Here is a 23,520-nt window from a genome sequence, read left to right on the forward strand (position 1 = left end):
TGCCGCATTTACTGCGGCCATATCTTTATTTTACCACAGATACCAGGCATTCCGCTTACTGTTTTGACAACCGGGAAACGGAATGCCCCGGTACGATATCCTTTGAATCCACTTAGAATGCCATAGATCCAAACATAAAGTAGGTAATTACAGCCAGCACAATACAGATAATCCAGCCGCAAGGTATACTGTGTTTTAAGTAATCCTTACTCTCATTTTTTGTGTAATTTAACCCCCACACGATCCAAGACTGGGTAATACAGCAGGAAATATTCATGGTCATGGTCGGTGCGTAGAACAGCGGATACAGGATGATCGTGCTGAAACCAAGTCCTTTTAAGATTCCCAGCATAGCCGCTCCGGAGCCCGCCAGTGTAAGAGGTCCGCGGAACAGTCCCAGAGGCGCGAATACGGCAAACAGAATACAGATCCCGATCACCGATTTCGGGATCACGCCGCCGAGTACTGCGTGGAAATACGGTGCGCAGATGCTGGCCGCCTTGTTGAACGCCTGGATAAACATCATAAAGCAGAGCAGAGGTGCGGTATCTATAACGCCGTCATTAAAGTTCTTGGTGATCACTCTCGCGGTCTCTGTAAAGCTGGTCAGCCTGCCGCAAGCCAGCAGCGCCAGGAATGCCGAAACCAGAAAAGCAAAACAGATCGGAATCTTTAAAATAATAACCATGGCTACCGGAAGGAACGGAATCAACAGAGCGATTCCCGGCACCTTCTTCTCCTGAGGAGCTACTGTCTGTGCCGCCCACGCGTGGGATACGGCTTTCTTTTTCTTAGAGGCGATAATAGTGTAGACAATGCAGACTACCAGCTGAACAATCAGTGCTGCAATACCAAACTTCAGGAACGGTCCGTTGTAGACATAGCTGTCATCCCCGTAGTAGATCTGGTATTGGTTAAAGGGCAGGACATTGATATACAGGCCTGCGCCGATGGCCAGCATAAAGGAGGTCAGAGCCACTCTCTTGTTGATTCCCAGGGATAACAGGATCGGCAGTACGATTACTCCGATGGCGATTACCGCGCCGGTTCCGAACATACTGCTGAAGATCCCCGCAACCACTACGGACAGCAGCACAGAGGTGATAACCGGCTTGTCGCCGCCCAGCTCCACGGTTTTTCGGATCAGCGCCGCCGCGATACCGGTATCCAGCAGAACTCTTCCGAAGAAAGCGCCGAAGAAAAACAGGATCGTATTCGCGCCGTTATTCGTAAACGCGTTCTGGAATACCTCTTCAATGACTGACATAACCGACAGTGACGCGATCCCTTCGTTTGCGCTTAAAAACGAGTCGCTGGCAAAATAATGTCCAACTGTCGCAAATATCGCCCACAAGGTAGCCATAATCAGAACGCCCAGTGCCATGTTGCCGCCTTTGACGGCATATACTACGAGACAAACAAATGTTAAAAGCAGAAGAACCCCAATAACAAATTCCATACTATTCTCCTTTTCTCATTCAAGTTTATGCATGTTTCAAGGAAGCATTGTATTCATCGATCTTTGCCTGGCAGGCTTTCACGTGATTTGCGATAAAGTCATATTCCCCGCCCAGATTTATCATCCGGAATCCCCTGGCGATCACATCGGGTACCGCGTCCGCATCCGGCGCGTAAGCACAGCAGATTCCGGTTTCTTTGATAATTTTAGCAACCGCATCATCATTGATTTTCTTGGCTTCCGGATGTTCCGGGTGCCCGTAGTGCCCGTAGGCGCTGGCCAGATCCCACATTCCGGTATGTACTACGTCGATGTCTTTCAACGCGATAATGTTATCCAGATCATCAATGGCCGATACGCACTCCACATCTACCATGATCACGGTATTATTATTACACCAGTTCAAATAATCTTCCACACTCATTCCATGCATTCCGAAGTGGGCTGCCCTGCTGTTAAAGCAAACTCCCCTTTTACCAACCGGCGCGAATTTTACCCCGTTGATGACATCCTGGCAGGCCTTCGCATCTTTTACCATGGTGGCAAATATCCCGCTGAGCCCGCAGTCCATATAGTGGGCAATCACATTGGGATCACAGCAGGTAGTTCTTAAAATAGCCGCTTTGCCCAGAGCCGTAATCGCTCTGGCGGTATTGGAGATCTGTTCTGAGCTGAAGCATCCATGTTCATTATCAATACAGATGATGTCACTTCCCGCCAATGCCAGCGTTTCTGCCGTTCCGGGATGCGTGGATTCCAAAAATACCAGACTCACAACTTCTCCATTTCGTAGTTTCTTCTTTAACTCACTTTCCCGCATCATTTCCTTTGTCTCCTCCTTTTCTATTTCACAATGCGTAATGATATTACGCTTTAATTATTACTCCTTTTTCAGCTTTTGTCAATAACATTCAGAATTTTTGATATAAACAGCATTTTATACATATTTTAATGCTATTTTCTGTTTCTCTCCTTCCTGTTTTTGTATAATATATACAATTATTTTCGTTCTAGTTTCATCTACTTATTTCGCATTATGAAATATTCTACTTTTGAATTTGCAGTTCCGGATGTCTTTTTCTTCATGTCAGCTTATATATAATGGTTTTTTTGCCATATTCCAACCAACTTTATACTTTTTTCGTATTTTAGAATTCATATAAATATATATTTATCATTGCGTCAGTTCATTTCACATTATGTAATATTATATGTAACCTCCCCCTTTACTAATTACTGCTCAAATTTTATACTAATACTTTACTTTACAGTATCCCTTAATGCATGCCCTCCAGGCGGGGTCGCAGCTTACCTGCTCCATAAGGGATGCTGTAAAGCATGATTAACGTCTCAAATCAGACATAATGGTGTCCTATTAAATATGCTATACTTAAAAATAGGTACGAGTTCCTCGTGAACCGCCCAAATCTCGTCTTAGTTCTATCAATTAATTATTACAGGAGGCAGAACATGAGCTTTATTACGATCAACAGCGAAACTATAGAACAGGAACACCTCTGCTGCGCAATTGCAGACAAGAAACACCAGCTGGGCGTGAGCGCAAAAAGAGCTTGGTTAAAAGAACAGCTATCCGAAGGACACGTTTTTCGAAAGTTAGATGAAAGAGGCAAAGTATTTATCGAATATGCCCCTTTAGAAAAAGCCTGGGTCCCTATCGCCGGTGATAATTATCTTTATATTTATTGCCTGTGGGTCGCCGGCAGTTTTAAAGGGAAAGGATACGGGGCAGAATTATTGAACTCCTGTCTGGCAGATGCCAGGAAAACCGGCAAGTCTGGTGTCTGTGTTGTCAGTTCCAAAAAGAAAAAGCCCTATTTATCAGACAAGCAGTTTTTTATTAGAAACGGCTTTAAGACTGTGGACATCATCGGGTCAGACTATGAGCTGCTGGCCTTATCCCTTGACAGCGGTACTGTTCCGCATTTTACAGACAGCGCAAAGTCACAGCGCATCGAAAGCAATATCCTCACCATTTATTACAGTCCCCAATGCCCTTATATACCAAATTGTGTCGAACAGGTCACCGCTTATTGCCAGCAGAACAGTCTCCCTCTCGACCTGATCAAAGTAGACACACTGGAAAAAGCAAAGTCCGTTCCCTGTATCTTTAATAACTGGGCTGTTTTCTATAACGGCAAATTCGAAACCACGCAGCTGCTCAACGAAGGGCAGCTGAAAAAACTACTGGATCAGTTGCAATTATAAAATTATTCTATGAAACAGAAAATCTTTCTCTTATAAAAAGGTACTGCCAAATAACTGATTTCTCAATTATCCGGCAGTACCCTTTTTTACATTCCTTTCCCCTTTCCATTCCTCCACGCTTTATGTTCCTTCATACTTTATGTTCCTTCATACCTTCATTAAATCTATCCTGTCCCTTGCCGGTTCCGTTCCTATCGGCAAATAAGTACGTACCGGTTCAGATATCACGTTCCTCTTCCTGCCCGCTCCAGGCAATCAGTTCCTTTTCGTGGAGTGCATAATTGTTAAACTTGCGCACCACTTTCCCGTCTTCCACAACGACAATCACATCGCAGATACCCGCTACCTCGTGATAATCATTAGAAATCAGAATAATTCCCCTGCCCCGCATCTTCAATTCATTCATAATATTGTAAATATCAATCTTGGATACCGTATCAATGTTATCCGTAGGATTTGCAAATATAAAAACTTCCCCTTCGGATAAGATATTCTTGGCAATCAGTATCTTTTTCTGATGGCCGGTACTGATATGCTCTATTTTATCTTCCGGTTTTGCTTTGATGGAAAGCTTGTCCAGGTAGCTTTGACAGATCTTCGTCTGCGTTTCCAGATCCCTGCACTTTACACGGATGGCGAACGGAAGCATATTCTCCCGGACCGTCTGTCCCGGGAACAGATACTGGTCAATCACATTGGAATCCAGGAAAATCACTCCGGCTTTCATTGCATCCTGCGGGGTAACCAGGCTTATTTCTTTCTCCCGGAACAAAACGTCGCCACTCTGTTTCGGATGATATTTATCTGAAAAAAGCAGTTCCCCAAAGGAAGCCGGTCCCTCTTTTTCCAGGCCCACCACTCCGACGATTTCCCCTTCCCGCACATACAGAGAAAAGTCGCTGATCACATTATTGCTGATATGCTTCAGTTCCAGTATCTTCGCCTGCGGTTTTACAATCGTCTTGGGGGGATGTTCATTCGTAATCTTGAACATCATATCTATTACATTTTCAGGTTTCATATCGGCGACTTTCACCGTTTCCACCAGATGCGCGTCCATGATCGCGCTGATTTCATCGGAGATTTCCATCACCCTTTGTATCTGATGGGAAATATACAGGACGGCCACTCCGTCGTCCGCCATGTCCCTGATAATTTTCTTAATCCGATCCCGATAGAACTCATTCACATTTGCGTCAATTTCATCCACCACCACAACCTTTGGCGAAAACAGCTTGATGCGGAGAAGTTCCAGAATATTGCGCATGGAATTGGAGACCTGGCTGATCTGCCAATCCATATTGCACTCCAGCCCATAATGTTCTAATTCACTCTTGAGCCTTTGGACAATCTTCTTTTTATTGCGTATAACGCTTAACAGGCTCCCGTCTTTTATGCTATTCAAACCGTAGAGCATATTTTCCCGTACAGTCAATTCCGGCAGCAGCGTCGAATGATAGTCCACGATAAACACACCCGACCGCATGGCTCTGCGCACATCCCAGTTGCTGCATTCCATGCGGTCCAGATGCATATGGCCGGAGTCCTTTTGTATGACGCCTCCGACAATTTTGCCCAACGTACTCTTACCCGCGCCATTATAGCCCAGGATTCCGTGTACTTTACCCCCCTGTAATTCAAGGGATATATTTTCCAATACGATGTTGTCCCCATACTGCTTGCAAATCTCCGAAATTTTAAATACCATGTCCCGCGTCCCTATTCCTACAAATCAAATTTCTGATGCAAACGAATACCATTCTTATAAAAACATCTTTTATAGTCTTCCGGTATACTGCTGTCAGTCACTACATAATCTCCGCCGCAGATATCATCCACCTTTATCAGTCCTATCTTGTCAAACACTTTTCCCTCCATGATGACAACCATATTTCTGGACTTGCTTTTGATTTCCCTGTAGATCCAGGCATCTTCTTGTTCATTCACCGTCAGGCCATACTCCAGGTCAGCACCCTGTATATGAAGAAAGGCTTTGTTTACCCGAATATCCGGAAAAGGAATCCCAATACTGCTGTTACTCATTACTTTTTTTACATAATCCACTTCACCGCCGGTCAGAATCACCTTGTTTTTCCGGTCATGCTCCATGATCTGCAGCACCATCAGGCTGTTGGTAAACACAACAACCCCCGTGCGTTCATATAATCGTTCCGCCAAAGCGCGATTGCTCTCACCACGGCCCAAAAAGATAACATCATAATCCTCCACCAGTGTCAGGCAGATTTCGCCCAGATCCCTGGCCGAATCCGAAATCAATACAGGTTTCACAGCAGACTGCATGTGCTGTATCTGCCCCGTTTGGGATGAACTGGCTGTGTCATTGTTCAGAATCGCTCCACCATAGGTTCTCTTCAAAAAACCTTCCGATTCCAGCTTCTCCAGATCACGCCGGATCGTTACTTCCGACACTTTCAGGTAGCTGCTCAGCCAAATGACATCCGCCGATTTCTGTTCCGTGAGTATTTGCTTAATTTTCTCTAATCTCTCTATTTGAAACACCAAAGACACCCTTCCATATTCAGTCCTACAAAGTTTCGTTCTTCAGGTACTCTTTTTCAAAATTCATAACCGCTTCTTTTGTCGGAAGACTGGGGCTCGCCCCCTTCTTTGTCACTGCGATTGCGCCGCATTTGGTCGCGTAATCAATCGCGTCTTTTGTACTTTTATTTTCAAGGACACCTACCGCGAAGCCTGCGCTGAAGCTGTCGCCCGCAGCCGTCGTGTCCACCACATTCACTTTATAGCTCTTTTGGCGTATTCTCTCATCCTTGCTGATATAGAGGCAGCCGCTGCCCCCCAATTTCACCAGCACGCATTCCACATCCAATGTCAGAAGTTCTTCCGCCGCCTTAACAATCTCCTCTTCCGTCTGTACTTTGCGTTCAACCAGGGCCCCCAGTTCCGTCTCATTGGGACTGATACACCAGGCTCCCCGCAGCTGCCCCGCTTTGCACCCACGGATCGGGCCGGCATCTACAAATACTTTCACTCCATGTTCTTTTCCCAGCTGCACAATCCGCTCCACACATTCCAAAGGAATCTCCAGCTGTGTCAAAATCATATCCAGCTCCGATATCAAAGGAAGGATAACCTGATCAATGTCTTCAACCGTCATTTTCTCGTTGGCGCCCGGGGATACCAGGATCCGGTTTTGGCCGTCGCCTTCCACTATGATATAGCATTGTCCGCTTCCGCCGTCTTTCACTTTCATATAGCTGGTATCGATTCCACTGCGTTTCAGCGTATCGATCAGCCTTTTTCCATTCTCGTCCTGGCCCACACACCCGAAATACACGGTATCCAGCCCCAGCTTCGCAGTTGCTCCTGCCTGATTCGCCCCTTTTCCTCCGCAAATCAGTTCCACATCATTTACATACACATTCTCTCCACCAACCGGCATATGTTCCACGCCAATGACGATATCCATATTAATACTGCCGATCACAAGCACTTTACCCATGCATGCTCCTCCTTTAACCCGTTTTTATCTTCACCAAACCGCTGAAAACGGCAAAAATTACTCTTCCAAATAATCCGGTCTCTCTTCCAAAGGGTCCGGAACTCTCTTCCGCGAACTTTTAACAACTCTTCCGCAAATATTCAGCAATACTTCGACAAACCTATGAAATTTTCGACAAAAAACTTCCTCTCCTTACTATAATAGAATAAGAGGTGGATTGCAAGAAGCAAATCCACCTCTTAGAGATTCATTTCAATAGATCAGCCGCTAGCTTGTTTCTATTGTCGCAACATGCAGTTACCTTAGAATCTTATTCATTATTTTTTCTCGTAGTCATCCGGAGGCCCCATAACGACGATCTTGTCATTTTCCATTACCAGAGGGCTGTCCCAACCGTCGATGGTAGCACCGTTAGATAAGGTATTGCCATCAAGCAGAGCTTTTGCACAAGCAACGGTTAAGTATCCAAGATTCTGGGTATTCCACAGCATACCGCAATCCAGAGAGCCATCAGATAATACATCCTGGCAGTCTTCCTGTACGCAGGTACCAACTACAGTAACTTTATCCTGTAATCCCAATTCACGAACAGCCTGAGCGGTTCCGATCGGAGCAGGTGTAGACATACAGATGAATCCTTTCAGATCCGGGTAAGCTTTCATAACGTCTTTTGCAGTAGACAGAGCAACATCCTGTTTCTCATCTGTCGGGTAGGGATCTTCAACTAATTTCAGGTTCGGGAATTTTTCTTCTGCATATTCTCTTGCATATTTGATCCATGCATTTAAGTTAGCAGCGGAAAGTCCACCGGTGATGATCGCATATTCGCCTTCGTCAGTTCCCATGTACTCAACCAGTTTGTCTACGCAGTGCTCGCCAAGTTCTTTATCAGAAATCTGATGAATGGAAGCGTCTACAAGAGCTTCGGTTGCAGGAGTATCCCAGTCAAGAACTTTGATTCCGGCTTCTTTTGCTTTTTTCAGAACCGGATCCAGAGCTGCGGGATCGTTAGGAGCTACACAGATAGCGTCTACGCCCTGTGTAATATAATCTTCAAGCATTTTAACCTGCTCTGCAGCATCAGCTGTGGTAGGTCCGTTGTAGATTACGTTAACGCCAAGGTCTTTACCAGCTTTTTCAGCACCCTCACCAGTCTGGTTGAAGTAAGGGATACCAATCAGTTTCGGCATAACTACGATATCATAGCTTTCGCCGGAAGCAGCAGGTGCTTCACTTTCAGCCGGAGCTGCGCTCTCTGCAGGTGCTGCAGGCGCTTCGCTCTCTGCAGGTGCCGGAGTCTCAGCCGGAGCTTCCTCTTTGCTTCCGCATCCTACCAAGGACATGGTCGCAACCATTGCTGTTACCAGTGTTAAACTAAGTAACTTTTTCATTTTCATTTCATTTCCTCCTTTTTTTGAATGAAAATTGTTGCTCATTTTATGTAAAGACCGCGGGAGGGCTTAGCCTCCCAACTGGCCTTCGAGCCTGTTCTATCGGCTTATTTCGCAGCAGCTGCTGCTCTTTCTTTGATCTTTCTGTTATCCTCCATCACTTTGGTGATATAACGAAGTGCCAGAACTACGATCAGGATACCGCCGGTAATGATATTGATGATATAGCGGTTTACACCCAAGATATTCAATCCGGTAGAGATTACCTGTACGATGGCGACAGCCAGAACTGTTCCCGCTACCGTGCCATGTCCGCCGGAGATACTGGTTCCGCCCAGTACTACCGCGGTAACCGCCTGCATCATATAGGAAGAGCCGTAATCCGTCTTCGCAGAATTATATCTGGAAGAAATCAGAATCGATGCAAACCCTGCCATAATACCCGAGTAAATATAAACCTTCATGAGCGTTTTCTTTGTATTGATTCCTGAGAACCGGGTTGCAATCTCATTGCAGCCTACCATATATACTTCCGTACCCCAGGCGCTTCTCTCAATCAGAAGGTAGCTGACAATAATAACTACGATGTAAAGAATGATGGGGAAAGGAATTCCCAGCACCGAACCGTTGCCCAGGAAGGAATATGCTTCCGGGAATCCGGAGATGGAACCGCCTTTTGTAAAGGCGAGGCCCAGTCCTTCAAATAACGTCTTGCTTCCCAGCGTAACCAGCATGGCGGCAACACCGATATAGGCTACCACATAACCGTTGATCACACCGCAGATCACCGCTACTACCATACAGGCAATAAGTCCCAAGATAATTCCCAGCGCATTGTTGTTCTGGCTGAACTCACTGGACAGAATAAACGCACATACGATACTGGAAAGGGCGGCGCCTGTGGTGATGGAAAGGTTAATCCCACCGGTCAGAACCGCGATCATCATGGCGATCGCCATAAGGCCGAATTCCGGCATCTGGAACATCATTGTCTTAATATTGTTTCCGGAAAGGAACTTATCCGGCGATAAAATACTCATCAGAACAAAAATACCGATAAAGATGATTGCTAATGTCAATTCATTGGAATGTTTGGATCTCAAATTTTTATAAAATTTCATTTTATCAATTCCTCCTATTCCTCAACATCGACACGAACAAGTTTCGCCTGTTCACGTTTCCGGTTAATAACATCTACAGATACAGCTATAATAATAACGAGACCCATAACAACTTTCTGCCAATAGTTGGGGATTCTGGCCAGAATCAGACCGTTTTTCAGAACTGCCATCAGGATCACACCTAAGGTCGTTCCAAAGACGGTACCTGTACCACCCATAACGCTGGCGCCACCCAAAACTACGGTGGAAATAACGTCCAGTTCATATCCGGTATAAGTATTCGGGTCAACCTGACCTACGATAGAGATATGAGCCGCAGCTCCCAGGCCAGCCATCATACCACAGAAAGCATAGATAAAAATCAAAATCCGGTTCACATTGTATCCGACACGGACTGCGGAAGACTGGCTGCCGCCGACTGCGTAGATACCACGTCCAACCAGCGTAAACTTCAGGATCAGCCATGTAACCAAACCGGCAAATATCAGCATGAAAAGCTGTGTCGGAACGATGCCAAAAAGCTTAAAGGATCCAAAGCTCACCCACCACTGGGGCAGACCGGAAATCCAGGCGCCGCCGGTTCCCAGAAGAACCGCGCCGTTTACGATCGTCATAACACCCAGCGTCGTAACGATCGGAGGAATATTAAACTTGGTGATAATCAGTCCATTGATTACACCTACCGCTGCTCCCACAATCATAGCCACCAGAATTACGATAACCGGATTGGAATTCGGGAATGCCAGCATAAACTTACCTATTACCACAGCGCTAAGTGCGATCGTCGCAGATACCGACAGATCGATACCGGCGGAAATCAATACCGGCAGCATTCCAAATGCCATAATACCATATACGGAATTACTCTTCATAAAGTCCATGATATTGGTTACGGTCAAAAATGCGCTGCTCAAAAATGTCAGAATTACGGATAAGATCACAACGATCAGTATAATACCGAATTCTTTTCTTTTCACAAAATTCTTAGCGAAATTCTTCACGTTTCCTTACCTCCCTATCTTTTCGTTAAACAACGGCCTTACTCATGATCATTTCCTGCGTCAGGTCTTTATTCAGGAATTCTCCTGCAATTCTGCCCTTACGCATGACTAGTATCCGGTCGCTGACAGATAAGATTTCAGGAAGCTCCGAAGAGATAACGATTACCGCCGTACCCTCACTGGCCAGTTTTCTGATAATCTGGTGAATTTCTGCTTTTGCTCCGACATCGACACCGTTCGTAGGTTCATCCACGATCAGGATCTTTGCCTGGGTAGAAATCCATTTTGCCAGAACTACCTTCTGCTGATTACCGCCGGAGAGCTGCATCGCCAGCATATCCGGGTCATTGGGACGGACATCCAGCATCTCTACCCATTTATCAACGGAAGCACGCTGAGTCTTTCGATCGATTAATCCTATTTTATTTCTGTATTTTTTCAGTACCGGAAGAGTAATATTACTTTCAATCGTCTTCGGTAATACCAGTCCCTGGGTCTGTCTGCTTTCCGGGATATAGGCGATACCGTGCTGCAGCGCCTGCGCTGGTGATTTGATATGTACCTCTTTGCCCCGCACATAAACCTTACCGGAATCCGGAGGGTTGATACCAAATATCGCCTGTGCCATCTCACTACGTCCGGCACCTACCAGACCTGTAATGCCGATCACTTCACCCTCGTGAAGTTCAAAATTGATATTCTTGAAGTTACCCTTCTTCGAAAGTCCCTCTACCTTCAAGGCAACCGGACCTTTATTTTCCAGGTTCGCGTAACTCTTGATCTCTACCTTACGGCCAACCATCATGGACACCAGATCATCCTCAGTAACATCTTTTGCATCCACCGTATCGACATACTGCCCGTCACGGAAGATCGTAAAGCGGTCGGAAACATGGAATAATTCTTCCATCTTATGGCTAACGAACATGATCGCAATGTTCTTTTTCTTCAGATTATCAATAATGTCATATAATGTCTCTACTTCGTTTCTGGACAATGCCGATGTGGGCTCATCCAGGATAATCATTTTGGCGTCCTGCGCAACGGCACTGGCAATCGCTACCATCTGCTGTTTTGCCACCGAGAGGTTCTCAACGATTTCCTTCGGATCAATCTCGGCTCCTACGATAGCCAGGGCCTTAACTGCTTTCTCGTTGATCTCTTTCCATTTCAGTACCGGGCGGTTTTTCTCGATAATCTCATTGATACCGATATTTTCCGCAACGGTCAGGTTCCCAAACAAACTGAAATCCTGATAAACAACCGATATACCCTGACGGATGGCATCCATAACACCGTTCAATTTTGTTTCTTTTCCCTCGATCACGATCTTGGCACCCAAATCCGGTTGTTGGAAACCGGACAGGATTTTGATCAATGTCGATTTGCCGGCACCGTTCTCACCAACCAGTGCATGTACCTCACCGGGAACGATGTCAAACTTGACGTTATCAAGCGCCTTCACACCAGGGAAAGTTTTACTTACGTTTGATATTTCTAAAAACTTTTCCTTCACCTTTCCACCTCCGCGAATCATGAACAAACTTTTGCAATTATGTCTAGAATGTGCATTTGCTTTCGTTTGTGATTATTATAATTTCCTTCGGCAGTATTGTCAACAAAATAAATCATCAAACAGGCCATTTTGCCTATATGTCTAAAAACATCGCTCTGTTTTTGTGTATTTTGCCAGTTTCAATCCATGAATTCGAACTTTTTCCGGTTTTTTCTTTTTCCCACAATGATTTATTTAATCTTCCAGTAATTGGATTTCCTCAACATATTTCTCGTTTTTATTCACGATTCGTTCATATTTTATTTAATTTTTGTTTTGAAACGATCAAAGTCGAAACTTTCGATCCGAAAATTCCCAAACACAGACCAGAGTAGTCTTATTACCTTCCCAAATCAAAAAGAAATATGCCCAAAAAAAGAACTAACTACAACCCAAATTTAAATCCATAATATAACAATAATCTAAGCAGATCGTCCTCCCACTTCCGGCATCACCAAAGCAGGAGCGGGCTGGCGCAAGGAAGAGACTTCCGGGGGCGCAGGCTCAAAAGAATCGGGTGCAAAACCGCTTGAGGCCGGACCTTAGAACGGGTTACGCAGATGGAGGGAGAACCTCGCAGGGCCCGGGACACTGTCCGAGCCGTCCTTTGGCGAGTTTGTCCCGGGCCCTGCAAATAAGAGGTTCTCCCTCCATCGGAGTTACCCGTTCTTAGGTCCGGCCGATGCGATTTTGCACCCGATTCTTTTGAGCCTGCGCCCCGGAAGTCTCTTCCTTGCGCCAGCCCGCTCCGGCCCCAAAAAAAAGAAAAATGCCGCCCTGCTATGCAGTACGGCATTGAATATTTTTCCTAAATTCCCGCTTCCATTCACCAGTGAGGCCATAAAGCTCCCTCCTGTCATCATCTGCGGATTGAGCAAGCACACATTCCAATTCCCTGACATCTGCGCCTGATCGGTTCAGCTCCTTTAGTTCCTGAATCCGTTTCTCCACTTCATCCGCCTGCTGTTTCGTGGCCTGCCCTCTCTTTATCAGACCGGCGTAAAGCTCTTGTGGAAGCCCCAGCCGCAGGGCTGCCGTAAACTCCAGCATCACTTCCGGATCTTTTTTCAGACGGTAGGAATGCATATAATACTCTGAGGCCTCTTTAAACCGGAACATTCTGGCACAGGCCGTACCCAGATTATGGTACACCTGGGCATAAAAACCATCATAAGCCTCAGCCCCCTCATCCTTAAGGATCTGCCTGTATTCCCTGATCCCCGCTTCATAGCGGTGCAGTTCCACGTAACGATCGCCTCTTTTTTTGCGTTTTACACTCTCAGGCTCGTTCAGGATTGTCCGCAGCATTTTTCCGGCCCTCTGAATCTCCTGGGCATTCAGATATGGGGCATCTTCGAAGATCCGCTCCAAAATGTGAATCAGTCCCGTATTCTGCCTGACCATCTCCCGGATATCGCCGGCCAGCCCCGGAAGTTCCAGTTCCCGATCCAGCCAGCGCACAAAGTTCTCCGTCAGCATCTCACGTTCGAACAAGTACAGATTATGATACAAAAAATAACACAACTCTTCATAAGAATAGAGCCTGACATCCGCCTGTTCCATATAATATGGAACCGCCGCTGTCTTCCCATGGCATAACCAGATTCCGCCCATCACTGTTTCCTCCTATATCGGGATATCTTTTTCCCAGCTCAGTCCACTGGGCGAAAAGAATTCGCCGAATCCAATGTCTTCTACCAGCACATGGCAGCATCGCACATTTTTACAGGTAAAGGTAATCTTAAGTCTCGTAGTCCGCTTCGGACGCCTGGGAAGACCTGGAATGGGGATGACTTCCTGTCTGGATTCTCCCGTATAAGCCGACTGTACCACCAGTCCGATCTCTTCGGTATCGTCCGCCATCACCTCGCACACCACACGGCAGGTTCTCCAAAAAAGCCCGGCTGACATCACTTCTCTGCACTCTTTTCCGATCCTAGCTTCGGTCAGTATACCGATAAAACTCTTCGTGTTCCGTTCCCCCAGATAGATAAAGGGCACTTCCCCACCGCCGGATCCCCTTTTCTCCATCGTAAAGTCCAGTGCCGCATAGCAGGCTCCTTTGGAAAACAGATTTTTTCCCTGGAATACCCTTCTGCCGGCACACAGTACTTTTAATGAGCGTTTCATCCAGTTTCCTTCAAACTCTTCTCCTGACAGGAACACGGAAGACACCAGTTTTTTTCGGAAATAATTCATCGCGAGCTCAGCAAAAGCCTCATCCATACCGTCATTCCCGTCAAAAACTTTCACCGGCCCCGGATAAACCTGTACCAGGTATGGCCTGGTCTGGCGCTTCATAATCATCTCATAGCTCTTGAGCACTCCCTGCTCCAGCGTAAACAGCACTACCGCGTGGTTCCACAATTCCGGCTCCTGATGCACCACAAAATGCACAAAACTCTCCAGATAATCCTGCACGTAGATCACCGATTCCGGTATCCCGGCGTTTTGTATTTTCTCAACACATTCCACGGTAATATCCGAATCCGGATCTTTAGCCGTCAGGACAAAAGCCTGCACTTGTTCCGGCTCACAGGCTCCCGCCACCGCGCAGTCCTCTTTTTCATGATTGATCGGTATCGTAACAGTCATAGGTTCCTCATCATTACCCACAAAGCTCAGCCGGATATCATCTTCCGTTACATTGCATCCAAAATGTCTTCTCTGCTGTTCTGCCAAACGTGTCACCCCGCTATTCCTTCAGCTCAAATAAATGTTCGGTCAGCATATTAACTTCCTGATATTCCTTCATCCTATCCGTAAGCTTGTCCAGACGCTCTTTTTGCAGTCCGTCTGGCCGCATGCCTCCTGTTTCCTCCTCTTCCTCCAACATCAGCACCGCGTTCAGCATATCGTACTTCATGCCGGCTGCGACGGTGTCCGATGCGCCCTGCAGGTAAAATCCGATATCGGATTTGATCTTTGTCCCGTCACTTCTGATTTCGGTAAAATAATACTGCAGTGTTTCCCCATAAAACATGGGAATCCCTATCACAAAAATTCCTTCCAGCATATGTTTCATCTCTTCACAGGAATACGTTTCATCCCTGGCATCACCGCTGTTTATTGTATATGAAAAAATAACGGAACTTTTCTCATCCGTCCGGTATTCCAGATAAGTGTTTCTGGACAGATCCTGCGGCAGCCGGATCTTTTTCTTCAACTCCTGGTATATGGCAAAATACATATCCCGCTCCGCAAATAACCTTATTATCTCCAGCGCCATCTTCTGCTCTTCGTCTGACAGAGCTTCTTTTTCACCAGCCCAGGCCAGAATTGCCAAAAGGCACATATCCGAAAGCCTTTCCTTCTGCCTGTACTCTCTGGCCAGAAGATCCATCACCGGAGCATCCGGCTTCTTTCCCTGCATGATGTAGAGCCAGGATTCCCATGCCAGATAGGCCGACGCAAGCCTGTGTTTCGGCCCTTTCCGGCAGTAATCAAGAAACATGGTATCGCCCTGTACACTCGTCTGTTCCGTGAACAGGATCTGCATCAGTACTCGTTCTTCAAATTCATAGGTATCGATCTCAAACTTACGGGCACAGTTCCAAAGCTCAAACAGCTGTTTTTGCGGTCCTTTCAAACAGGCCAGAAGATACTGAAGGATCACCGCATCATACTTGCTGTTTTCCCACACATATGCGCAAAGGCCCAGCAGATACCGGTCCGGTTCATAATCATTCATCATCACCAGCCTGGCACACAGTTTCACCAGCATCCGCAGAGGCACTCTCTCATAACCATAAGTATTGACCGCCGTATAGGCCTCCGGATATTTCCCGCGTTCGATCAGAATCTCTGTCAGTTTATGGGCCTCTTGTGCCGGGAACATTTCTTCCCTGCAGGTTTCCAGAAAGCCCTCGGGATCACTGCCCTCACTGTTTTCAAAATAATAATTCAGGATACCGCTGCGAAGCTGCTGCCGGAATAACCTGCTGATTCCCGGCTGAACCGACAGGACTTCATAGAACGCAATAGTTTCATCATTATAACATAGCGGCCTGCCCTGTTCTTCACATACATGCAGCAGGATCCCCATGTGGTCACCCGCCAGTTCCTTACATTTTTCAAGGAAATCACCGTTCTTCATCACACGGATACATTGAGAAGTTGTGAACGCCTCACACCAGTGTTCTTCCCCATCGTCCAGCAATACCACTGCATTTTTCGTATACAGCCGGACGTAGGCTGTTCCCTGCAGGACAGGGACCCGGCGTTCTTTATCAAGACCCGGGTGAAGCACGGTAGCATATTTTACCTTCGTATCCTCTGTATTCAGCCTGCAGGTAAATAGCACATCCGCCAGCGCACGAGCCAGTTCGCCTGTGAACTGCGTCTCCTTCAGCATTTGCTGGTATACTTCCGCCAGATTTTCATTGATCCGCCTCTCCATCAGCTGTTCCAGGGCAAAGCGCTCCATCAGCGGCACAAACTTCTGATAAACCGGAAGGTTCTGCTCCCGGTAACGGATCACATTCGCATAGAGCTGTGCCTTCTTCCGGTAGTCCAGCTGGCTGTGATAAGCGAAATATAAAAGAATCTGCTGCGGCAGGGGCTGCGCGTAGTCCTGCGGGAGGGCATACATATAATACTCGTACAGCCTGGTAATCTTAAGCTCCTGTTCCACACCCAGCGCATACCACTCAAACGCACCGGTATCCGTTACATTCCCTTTGATCAGCAGGGAACAGATCGCCGCAGCCGTGTCCTTCATTTCGAACTCCCGATAACAGTAGATCAGGATCCGGTATAGAATCTCCTCATATTTTTTATATTTGGCCGCCAGCAGAGATACCCGCTCTGCGATCTCCCTCGTAACTACCCCGTGCTTCACGGCATAGCTTAATATCTGCAACTCAAAATTCTTAAGCTTATTGAGCCGGCCCGGATTTTTTCGGATCAGATCATATGCTTCCAGATATATCATAGGGCTGAAGCAGCCCTGCACAAATCGCTGTTCGATCAGTTCCAGTTTTCTCTGCTGATTGCGTTCCAGATTCTCATCCATGTAGAGCAATACCCACAACAGCTTCCAGCTGCCCGGGCATTTCCCGCAGAGCTCCTTGACCTCGAAAGACACTTTATTGATATAGCTTCTGTCCCGGGAATACAGACTTTGCAAATACAGATAATACCCCCTGGCCTCAGGCTGCGCTTTGATCTCCGCATTGCCATCCAGCTTATTCAGCATATGCCTGGCCTCTTCGTTATTGCGTTCCGCCAGCAGCAGCTGGATCTTTACCAGGACGTAGAATACATTTCTGTCGTCAGCCTTTTCCAGCCATTCGATCTCTTCTCTGGAATGGTCCGTCCAGGTCTTTAGCGGTATCTTCCGCTGTTTAAAATCCATATACAGCTGCATGAGCCGTAACTGGCGCCGTTTTACCTCCAGCCTGCGTTCTCTTTTGCGGCGGACGTCCTCATATACCGTTTCCGCTACTTCTACTTCATAAGCAAGCTCCTGTCCCGGGGCCTCCAGGGTAATCCTTCCAAAATTCTTACCGCTGTGCATCAGCCCGGCATCAATTCGATAATGCAGTTCATATAAGTCATTATGGAAAGTTCCGGAATGAATCAGGGGTGTGTCGGGAATTATCCAGGGCACGTCTGCCGATACCCGGACATTCTGATATCCCGGCACACTTTTTCGGATCGGCAATACCTTCTCCTCCGTGGTATCCGACTTGTAACAGCGGATTTTATAACTATCGATGGAAATCCGGGCATTTGGTTTCAGGCCTGCCGCTACCAGGAAACCTTCCAGGACCTGTTTTTCCGTCGTGGTTTTCAGGCAGCCCCGGTAGATTTCCCGGTACTTCTGATCCCTGTCGTTTAACAGCTGTTCAAAATCCCTGCGCACAAAAAAACGATAAGCTTCCTCGTAATCTTCCGCCGCCAGTTTTACAAAAGCTTCCAGCGTATCCACAGGCAGGATCGCTTTGTCCGCCGTCTGCTGTCTCACCGACGCCAGAAACGGCAGTTCATACTCGCCCGCATCAGAAATCACCCAGAAACTGCCGGCCGCTTCTTCTCTGTCTAACATACCCGCAGCGTCAAATATGTATTCGATCTCAATCGTACTGTCCTTAAATTCCGGGTTCAGAACCTGCATTCTCGGTGAAGAGGAGTACACTTCTCCTTTCACCAGCCGGTCATTTTCCTCTTTCATAGAAAACTTTCCAGTGTAGGTCTCTGCTTTTTTTAAGACTATTTTTACCGGTTCCTCCGGCATTACAAGCTTCAGGGTTTCATACCGGAAAACCCCTCTGGCCATCTGTTCAATTCGTCCGATCATGCAATCACCAAGCCTTACTCCACGCCTTAGAAACAGTTGCTTTTTTATTAGAATCACGCTATAGTAAATTATACACTTTAAAACAATACCGCGCAACAAAAGTTATACCTTATGGAGCAGCTATGCTGCGACCCCGCCCGAAGGGCATGCATTAAGGGATGCTGTAAAGTATACCTTGTGGAGCAGCTATGCTGCGATCCTGCCCGAAGGGCATGCATTAAGGGGAGCTTAAAATGGTATACGTGCGGCCGGAAAGGCAGATGTTATCAATGATAAAACATGTAGATCATTTTCACGGCAGCGATCTGGAAAAAATCGCTTCCGTTTACGGAATTCACAAAGAGGATATTGTAAGTTTCAGCGCCAATGTAAATCCGCTTGGGATATCTCCTAAGCTTCGGGAAGCCTTGTCGGAAAAGATCGATGTGATCACCTCTTACCCGGATCGGGAATACACTTCTCTTAGAAAATGTATCGCCCGCTATGCCCGTACAGACCCCGGTAATATCATCGTAGGTAACGGTTCAACCGAACTGATCTCTCTGTTCATACAGATCGAGCACCCCAAAAAAGCGCTTATCATCGGACCGACTTATTCGGAATATGAGCGCGAAGTATCTCTGGGCGGAGGAACCTCTTTGTACTATCCGCTGCAGGAGAGCGAAGACTTTAAACTGGACGTGGAACATTTCTGCGGTAAATTAAACGAGAGCATTGATCTGCTGATCATCTGCAATCCGAATAATCCCACTTCCACCTCCATCACCCGCTCCGACATGCGCCGGATCCTGGACGTGTGCAAACAGCATGATATCTATGTTATGGTAGATGAAACCTATGTCGAGTTCGCGCCGGACAGCCTTGATGTCACTGCGGTACCACTGACGGAATATTATAACAACATCGTCATCCTGCGGGGCATCTCCAAATTTTACGCCTCTCCGGGGCTGCGTCTGGGTTACGCCATCACCGGCAATGACGATCTGGTCAAAAAGATTAACAACCGAAAAAACCCTTGGACCATCAACGCTTTGGCGGAAGCAGCCGGAGAGCTCATGTTCCAGGACACGGATTATATAAAGGCCACCAGGAATCTGATCTCCACGGAACGCAGCCGGATCTATCAGGAATTAGGCAGCTGGGATACGTTGAAGGTTTATGAACCCACCGCGAATTTTCTTCTGTTCCGTATCCTCGAGGATTCTGTAACCGCACAGGATATCTTTGAGTCCTGTATCCGCAGCTGTATGATGGTCCGCAACTGTTCTACCTTCCCGTTCCTGAATAATAAGTATGTGCGGTTCTGCTTTATGAACCCCGCCCAGAATAACGAGTTAATCAGGTGTATCCGAGGGGTGCTGGATGGGAGTGCAGCACTGTATTAAGGGATGCTGTAAAGTATACCTTATGGAGCGGCCATGCCGCGAACCCGCCCGGAGGGCATGTATTAAGGGATGCTGTAAAGTATAATCATAAAGTTATAGTCATGCCGACTCCTGTTTCGGTTATTGGGACTGCTTGGTGAATTTTTGCCTTTGCCTTAAATGAGACACAATGGCTGGGGTACAGGTTTTTAAGCTGCAGGTTTTCCAGATACGTTATTGTACTATCCAGCTGCCTATTTTCATGAAACAGATGGAATCCCCCGAGAATGCCTGCTATTCTATGGATTCCCGTTACCTTTCGGGCATGTTCGACAATGTTGCAGATACCGCTGTGGGAACACCCGGTGATCACGAACAAGCCGTCTTTTCCGATGTAGGCCAGGGCGGAGTCTTCCGTTACCAGATCCGGGATGCGCCCCTGGGAAGTATATTTCCATCCAATCTGGCGGCGCGGTTCGAAATCATTGTATGCTGGGATCTCTCCTAAATAAAGCAGGTTTGGAGCCGCCCAATAGGGCTGTGTCGTAAAGGTAACTCGGAATCGTTTGCGAAGCTCTTCTTCCCGGTATGGAGCGCCTATGGGCCCGCCATCGTACTCTTTTTCCCAAAAGGTTTCGGGGTGGGCGATCAGTTCTAAATGGGACGTCTCCATCCATCCACACAAATACCTCAGGCCGCCGGTATGATCGTTATGGCCGTGTGAAATAACCACTTTGTCAAGCATTGTCAAATCAATTCCCATACTACAGGCATTCTTTAAAAACACATCTGAATATCCCGCATCAAACAGGATTTTCTCTTCCCCAGCTTCCAGATAAAAACAGGCTGCCGGTTCTCCTAAATAATACTGATCTATAAATGTATAGTTATCCACCAACACGGTCAATTTCACGCTTCCATTCCCCCATCACTTAATTACACTCTATAATTACTACTATCACTTATCACTAGTAACAGTGTACCATTAGATACTTCAACCATCAACTGTAAAAGGGGCGGCACCAGTGCAGGAACTGGTGGCTGCGGAAGGGAAGGGATGGTTCGTTAGCCGTTCTTAGGTCCGGTCGAAGTGATTTGCCCCCACAAGATGAGCCGCCCGGTTCCAAGGCCCCGCCGCGTTCCTCTCTTCCCGGACTTTATTTGGTTTTCGGACAGTCTCTCCTTATTCCATACCCTTCAACGCTTTATCCCCGGAACAAATCGTTAAAAGCCTCACTCATAGTGGGATGGGTATAAATCGCATCCCGCAAGACCGTATATGGAAGTCCTGCATCTATTGCCAGTTTTATCAGGTTGATCATCTCATAGGATTCCTCGCAGAACAGATGTGCGCCCAGAATCTGTCCGGTGCGCTGGTCGATGATAGCTTTCAGCATTCCAGTGGTTTTTTGCAGCACCTGGGCTTTTGGGATCGCCATAGCGGGCAGGCGGACGATTTTTATCTGGTAACCTTTCTCCCTGGCCTCCTTTTCGCTCAGACCTACCCGCGAAAATGGCGGATCCAGGAATACGCTGTATGGTACCATTCCCCGGTTTTCTGTGGTACGGCTGCCGTCTCCCAGCACGGCTGAACTTACGATCCGGTAGTCATCCAGGGATATGTAGGTGAACTGGAGACCTCCGGTTACGTCTCCCATGGCCCAGATATTAGGAGCGGTGGTTCTCAGGTGGATGTCCGTTTTGACCGCCCCTCTTTCCGTCAGCTCCACACCGGCAGCTTCAGGATTCAGTCCGGCTGCGTTCGCCCTTCTTCCGGTGGCGACTAGAATGGCTTCCGCCTGCAGGGTCAGCTCTTCATCCTGCGTGGTGACATTGAGAATTGCATGCTCTTCGGTATCCGTGATTTTTGTCGTTTTAGTGGATAACAGAACCGTGACGCCTCTGTCTCTTAGGCTTTGCAGAACGGCTGCTGCGATTTCTTCGTCCTCACGCGGAAGGAATACCGGGTCATCCTGGATAACAGTGACCTGGGAACCAAAATTCTGATACATGGATGCGAATTCCATTCCGATATAGCCTCCGCCTATTATCACCAATCTTTTGGGCAGCTGCTCCAGATCCAGAAGCGTTTCGCTCAGATAGGCATATTTACTCTCTTTTAGGCCCGGAATCGGAGGTATGAAAGGGCTAGCCCCTGTATTAAGGAAGATTAGGTCTGTTTTCAGTTCTTCTTTTACTCCGGCCTTTTCTACAATGACTGTATGCGCATCCTGCAGGCTTCCCTGGCCTATATAGATTTTTACATTGGACAGATCATCCAGTTTCTTATAATTTTTTTGTCTGAGTTTTGCAGTCAGCTTGTTTTTTTCCGCCACAGCCTGCTCATACCGCTGCGATTTTTCTGCAAAGCTTCCGCCCATATTCCAGGATAAAGCTGCGCTATGTACCAGAGATTTGGATGGAATACATCCCACATTAATACATGTTCCACCAAACATTTTCTCAGACCGCTCAATCAATGCCACATTTTTCCCGGCATCGGCCAGTTCCTGTGCCAGCGTTTTTCCCCCTTTCCCGAATCCAATGATTACTGCATCATATTTTTCCATTTTCGCTTCCCCTTTTCTATAACTGTTTAATTATTAGTTGCAGTTCTATATGTAATTATATTAGTTACAGTTTATTTTGTCAATAGTTTCTGGAAAAATACGCACTTACCATCCTAACAGAAAAATCTGCTATTCCTTATAATATTTGAAAATGATTTCGATGAAACCGGATTTTACCTTCCTTTTGAAGTTTACCCAGTTCACAGGATAAAGCGCTCCGGTCCACAGCCAGATAATCTGCCAGTTCCTGTCGATTAAAAGGCAGATCAAAACTGCTGCCGTTTCGAAGCGCCTGCGCAGACAAATAGGTCAGCACTTTTTCCCGTATGGACCTTTGGGTTACAATCTCAATCTTCCGATTCATCTCTATAGTCTTTCGCGCCAGAATCTGTACCATATTCCGGATAAGCCTGCTGTGATGTCCACAGGATGCCGGACAGGTGGTCATCACTCTTCCATAATCCAGCAGTAGTATCCTGCTGTCCTCAGCCGCCAGGATATTGACTGGAATCTCTTTTATTCCTCCGCAGACGAATGCCTCTGCAAAAAGCTCACCCGGCCCAAGCTGTGCCATAATCAACCGGTTGCCCCAGAAATCTTCCTTAAGAATCTGCAATTTCCCTTCCAGCAGTACCCCGACGCTTCGAATTTCGTCTCCTGCTGTAAAAACCATATCATTTTTGGAATACTTCTTCTTTTCTACCCGCAGACATCTTAACAGTTCAGTAATTTCATCAGGTTTCATATTCTCAAACAAGGAACATTTCATCAGAATCTCTTCCATAATCATGTCCTCCTTTCATGAAAAAGATTTTTACTTGGGCAGCTCTTAGCCTGCGGCGGGCCGCGTTAACGACATCTTCCTTTCCGCCGCTGTTCAAGCCCCCGGAGTTTTTTTATTCAACAGAACGCACCTACCTATTGAAAAAGCCGCCGGATCTCCTCTCCGGAAACCCAACGGCTTTCATCAAATAAAAAAAGCGCGAGACGGGATTCGAACCCGCGACCCTCGCCTTGGCAAGGCGATACTCCACCACTGAGCCACTCGCGC

General features: G+C 46.9%; 17 protein-coding genes and 1 tRNA gene. 2 read left to right on the plus strand and 16 right to left on the minus strand.

The genetic code is table 11. From position 1 onward, the window contains the following. Nucleotides 1–112: 112 nt before the first annotated feature. Both KTH90_RS04925 and KTH90_RS04930 read right to left on the minus strand, forming a co-directional pair. A complete protein-coding gene (locus KTH90_RS04925; RefSeq protein ID WP_158349970.1) occupies nt 113–1,459 on the minus strand; it encodes a citrate transporter in 1,347 nt (448 codons plus the stop codon). A gap of 25 nt (nt 1,460–1,484) precedes the next feature. Then, nucleotides 1,485–2,282 carry an HpcH/HpaI aldolase family protein gene (locus KTH90_RS04930; protein ID WP_158349971.1) on the minus strand — a complete coding sequence of 266 codons (798 nt, stop codon included), beginning with the start codon at nt 2,280–2,282 and terminating at the stop codon, nt 1,485–1,487. Between the two features lie 647 nt (nt 2,283–2,929). Here KTH90_RS04930 and KTH90_RS04935 point away from each other — a divergent pair. Beyond that, nucleotides 2,930–3,685 carry a GNAT family N-acetyltransferase gene (locus KTH90_RS04935; RefSeq protein ID WP_158349972.1) on the plus strand — a complete coding sequence of 252 codons (756 nt, stop codon included), beginning with the start codon at nt 2,930–2,932 and terminating at the stop codon, nt 3,683–3,685. A 217-nt stretch (nt 3,686–3,902) separates the two neighbouring features. Here the strand turns inward: KTH90_RS04935 and KTH90_RS04940 are convergent, their stop codons facing one another. The 10 genes from KTH90_RS04940 to KTH90_RS04985 all read right to left on the minus strand — a co-directional run bounded on the left by KTH90_RS04940 (nt 3,903) and on the right by KTH90_RS04985 (nt 18,535). Beyond that, entirely contained in the window at nt 3,903–5,393 is a 1,491-nt protein-coding gene (locus tag KTH90_RS04940) for an ATP-binding cassette domain-containing protein (protein WP_158349973.1), read from the minus strand. Nucleotides 5,394–5,410: 17 nt separating this feature from the next. Beyond that, nucleotides 5,411–6,205: a DeoR/GlpR family DNA-binding transcription regulator gene (locus KTH90_RS04945; protein ID WP_238726368.1), complete on the minus strand. Its 795-nt coding sequence runs from the start codon at nt 6,203–6,205 to the stop codon at nt 5,411–5,413. A 25-nt stretch (nt 6,206–6,230) separates the two neighbouring features. Continuing rightward, nucleotides 6,231–7,166: a ribokinase gene (locus tag KTH90_RS04950; protein WP_158349975.1), complete on the minus strand. Its 936-nt coding sequence runs from the start codon at nt 7,164–7,166 to the stop codon at nt 6,231–6,233. A gap of 317 nt (nt 7,167–7,483) precedes the next feature. Continuing rightward, entirely contained in the window at nt 7,484–8,563 is a 1,080-nt protein-coding gene (locus tag KTH90_RS04955) for an autoinducer 2 ABC transporter substrate-binding protein (RefSeq protein WP_158349976.1), read from the minus strand. 101 nt (nt 8,564–8,664) lie between these two features. Beyond that, the gene (locus KTH90_RS04960) at nt 8,665–9,678 is read right to left on the minus strand and encodes an ABC transporter permease (protein ID WP_158349977.1); all 1,014 of its coding nucleotides are present in this window, start codon (nt 9,676–9,678) and stop codon (nt 8,665–8,667) included. Nucleotides 9,679–9,692: 14 nt separating this feature from the next. Then, entirely contained in the window at nt 9,693–10,679 is a 987-nt protein-coding gene (locus tag KTH90_RS04965) for an ABC transporter permease (RefSeq protein ID WP_158349978.1), read from the minus strand. A 25-nt stretch (nt 10,680–10,704) separates the two neighbouring features. Beyond that, nucleotides 10,705–12,195, minus strand: coding sequence for a sugar ABC transporter ATP-binding protein (locus KTH90_RS04970; RefSeq protein WP_238726360.1), 1,491 nt, complete (start codon nt 12,193–12,195; stop codon nt 10,705–10,707). 819 nt (nt 12,196–13,014) lie between these two features. Continuing rightward, the gene (locus KTH90_RS04975; protein WP_158349980.1) at nt 13,015–13,848 is read right to left on the minus strand and encodes a tetratricopeptide repeat protein; all 834 of its coding nucleotides are present in this window, start codon (nt 13,846–13,848) and stop codon (nt 13,015–13,017) included. Between the two features lie 12 nt (nt 13,849–13,860). Beyond that, complete coding sequence (locus KTH90_RS04980; RefSeq protein WP_158349981.1) at nt 13,861–14,925, minus strand: DUF5716 family protein; 1,065 nt, start codon at nt 14,923–14,925, stop codon at nt 13,861–13,863. Between the two features lie 4 nt (nt 14,926–14,929). Further along, nucleotides 14,930–18,535, minus strand: a complete 3,606-nt coding sequence (locus KTH90_RS04985) for a DUF5717 family protein (protein ID WP_158349982.1) — start codon at nt 18,533–18,535, stop codon at nt 14,930–14,932. A gap of 269 nt (nt 18,536–18,804) precedes the next feature. Between KTH90_RS04985 and KTH90_RS04990 the strand changes: the two genes are divergently transcribed. Next, nucleotides 18,805–19,920, plus strand: coding sequence for a pyridoxal phosphate-dependent aminotransferase (locus KTH90_RS04990; RefSeq protein WP_158349983.1), 1,116 nt, complete (start codon nt 18,805–18,807; stop codon nt 19,918–19,920). Nucleotides 19,921–20,005: 85 nt separating this feature from the next. On the opposite strand, the gene KTH90_RS04995 is transcribed toward KTH90_RS04990, so the two are convergent. The 4 genes from KTH90_RS04995 to KTH90_RS05010 form a co-directional block, all read right to left on the minus strand. Beyond that, the gene (locus KTH90_RS04995) at nt 20,006–20,812 is read right to left on the minus strand and encodes an MBL fold metallo-hydrolase (RefSeq protein WP_158349984.1); all 807 of its coding nucleotides are present in this window, start codon (nt 20,810–20,812) and stop codon (nt 20,006–20,008) included. Between the two features lie 292 nt (nt 20,813–21,104). Beyond that, complete coding sequence (locus tag KTH90_RS05000; protein WP_158349985.1) at nt 21,105–22,469, minus strand: FAD-dependent oxidoreductase; 1,365 nt, start codon at nt 22,467–22,469, stop codon at nt 21,105–21,107. A gap of 136 nt (nt 22,470–22,605) precedes the next feature. Continuing rightward, nucleotides 22,606–23,253 carry a Crp/Fnr family transcriptional regulator gene (locus KTH90_RS05005; RefSeq protein WP_158349986.1) on the minus strand — a complete coding sequence of 216 codons (648 nt, stop codon included), beginning with the start codon at nt 23,251–23,253 and terminating at the stop codon, nt 22,606–22,608. A gap of 195 nt (nt 23,254–23,448) precedes the next feature. After that, nucleotides 23,449–23,520: transfer RNA gene (locus KTH90_RS05010), tRNA-Gly, on the minus strand.

The organism is Diplocloster modestus (assembly GCF_019042245.1).
GTDB lineage: Bacteria > Bacillota > Clostridia > Lachnospirales > Lachnospiraceae > Diplocloster > Diplocloster modestus.

What these genes read in the sequence shown, in the direction of transcription:
- KTH90_RS04925 (WP_158349970.1), bottom strand. Translation starts at nt 1,459, where the DNA reads ATGGAATTTGTTATTGGGGTTCTTCTGCTTTTAACATTTGTTTGTCTC.
- KTH90_RS04930 (WP_158349971.1), bottom strand. Translation starts at nt 2,282, where the DNA reads ATGATGCGGGAAAGTGAGTTAAAGAAGAAACTACGAAATGGAGAAGTT.
- KTH90_RS04935 (WP_158349972.1), top strand. Translation starts at nt 2,930, where the DNA reads ATGAGCTTTATTACGATCAACAGCGAAACTATAGAACAGGAACACCTC.
- KTH90_RS04940 (WP_158349973.1), bottom strand. Translation starts at nt 5,393, where the DNA reads ATGGTATTTAAAATTTCGGAGATTTGCAAGCAGTATGGGGACAACATC.
- KTH90_RS04950 (WP_158349975.1), bottom strand. Translation starts at nt 7,166, where the DNA reads ATGGGTAAAGTGCTTGTGATCGGCAGTATTAATATGGATATCGTCATT.
- KTH90_RS04955 (WP_158349976.1), bottom strand. Translation starts at nt 8,563, where the DNA reads ATGAAAATGAAAAAGTTACTTAGTTTAACACTGGTAACAGCAATGGTT.
- KTH90_RS04960 (WP_158349977.1), bottom strand. Translation starts at nt 9,678, where the DNA reads ATGAAATTTTATAAAAATTTGAGATCCAAACATTCCAATGAATTGACA.
- KTH90_RS04975 (WP_158349980.1), bottom strand. Translation starts at nt 13,848, where the DNA reads ATGGGCGGAATCTGGTTATGCCATGGGAAGACAGCGGCGGTTCCATAT.
- KTH90_RS04985 (WP_158349982.1), bottom strand. Translation starts at nt 18,535, where the DNA reads ATGATCGGACGAATTGAACAGATGGCCAGAGGGGTTTTCCGGTATGAA.
- KTH90_RS04990 (WP_158349983.1), top strand. Translation starts at nt 18,805, where the DNA reads ATGATAAAACATGTAGATCATTTTCACGGCAGCGATCTGGAAAAAATC.
- KTH90_RS05000 (WP_158349985.1), bottom strand. Translation starts at nt 22,469, where the DNA reads ATGGAAAAATATGATGCAGTAATCATTGGATTCGGGAAAGGGGGAAAA.
- KTH90_RS05005 (WP_158349986.1), bottom strand. Translation starts at nt 23,253, where the DNA reads ATGGAAGAGATTCTGATGAAATGTTCCTTGTTTGAGAATATGAAACCT.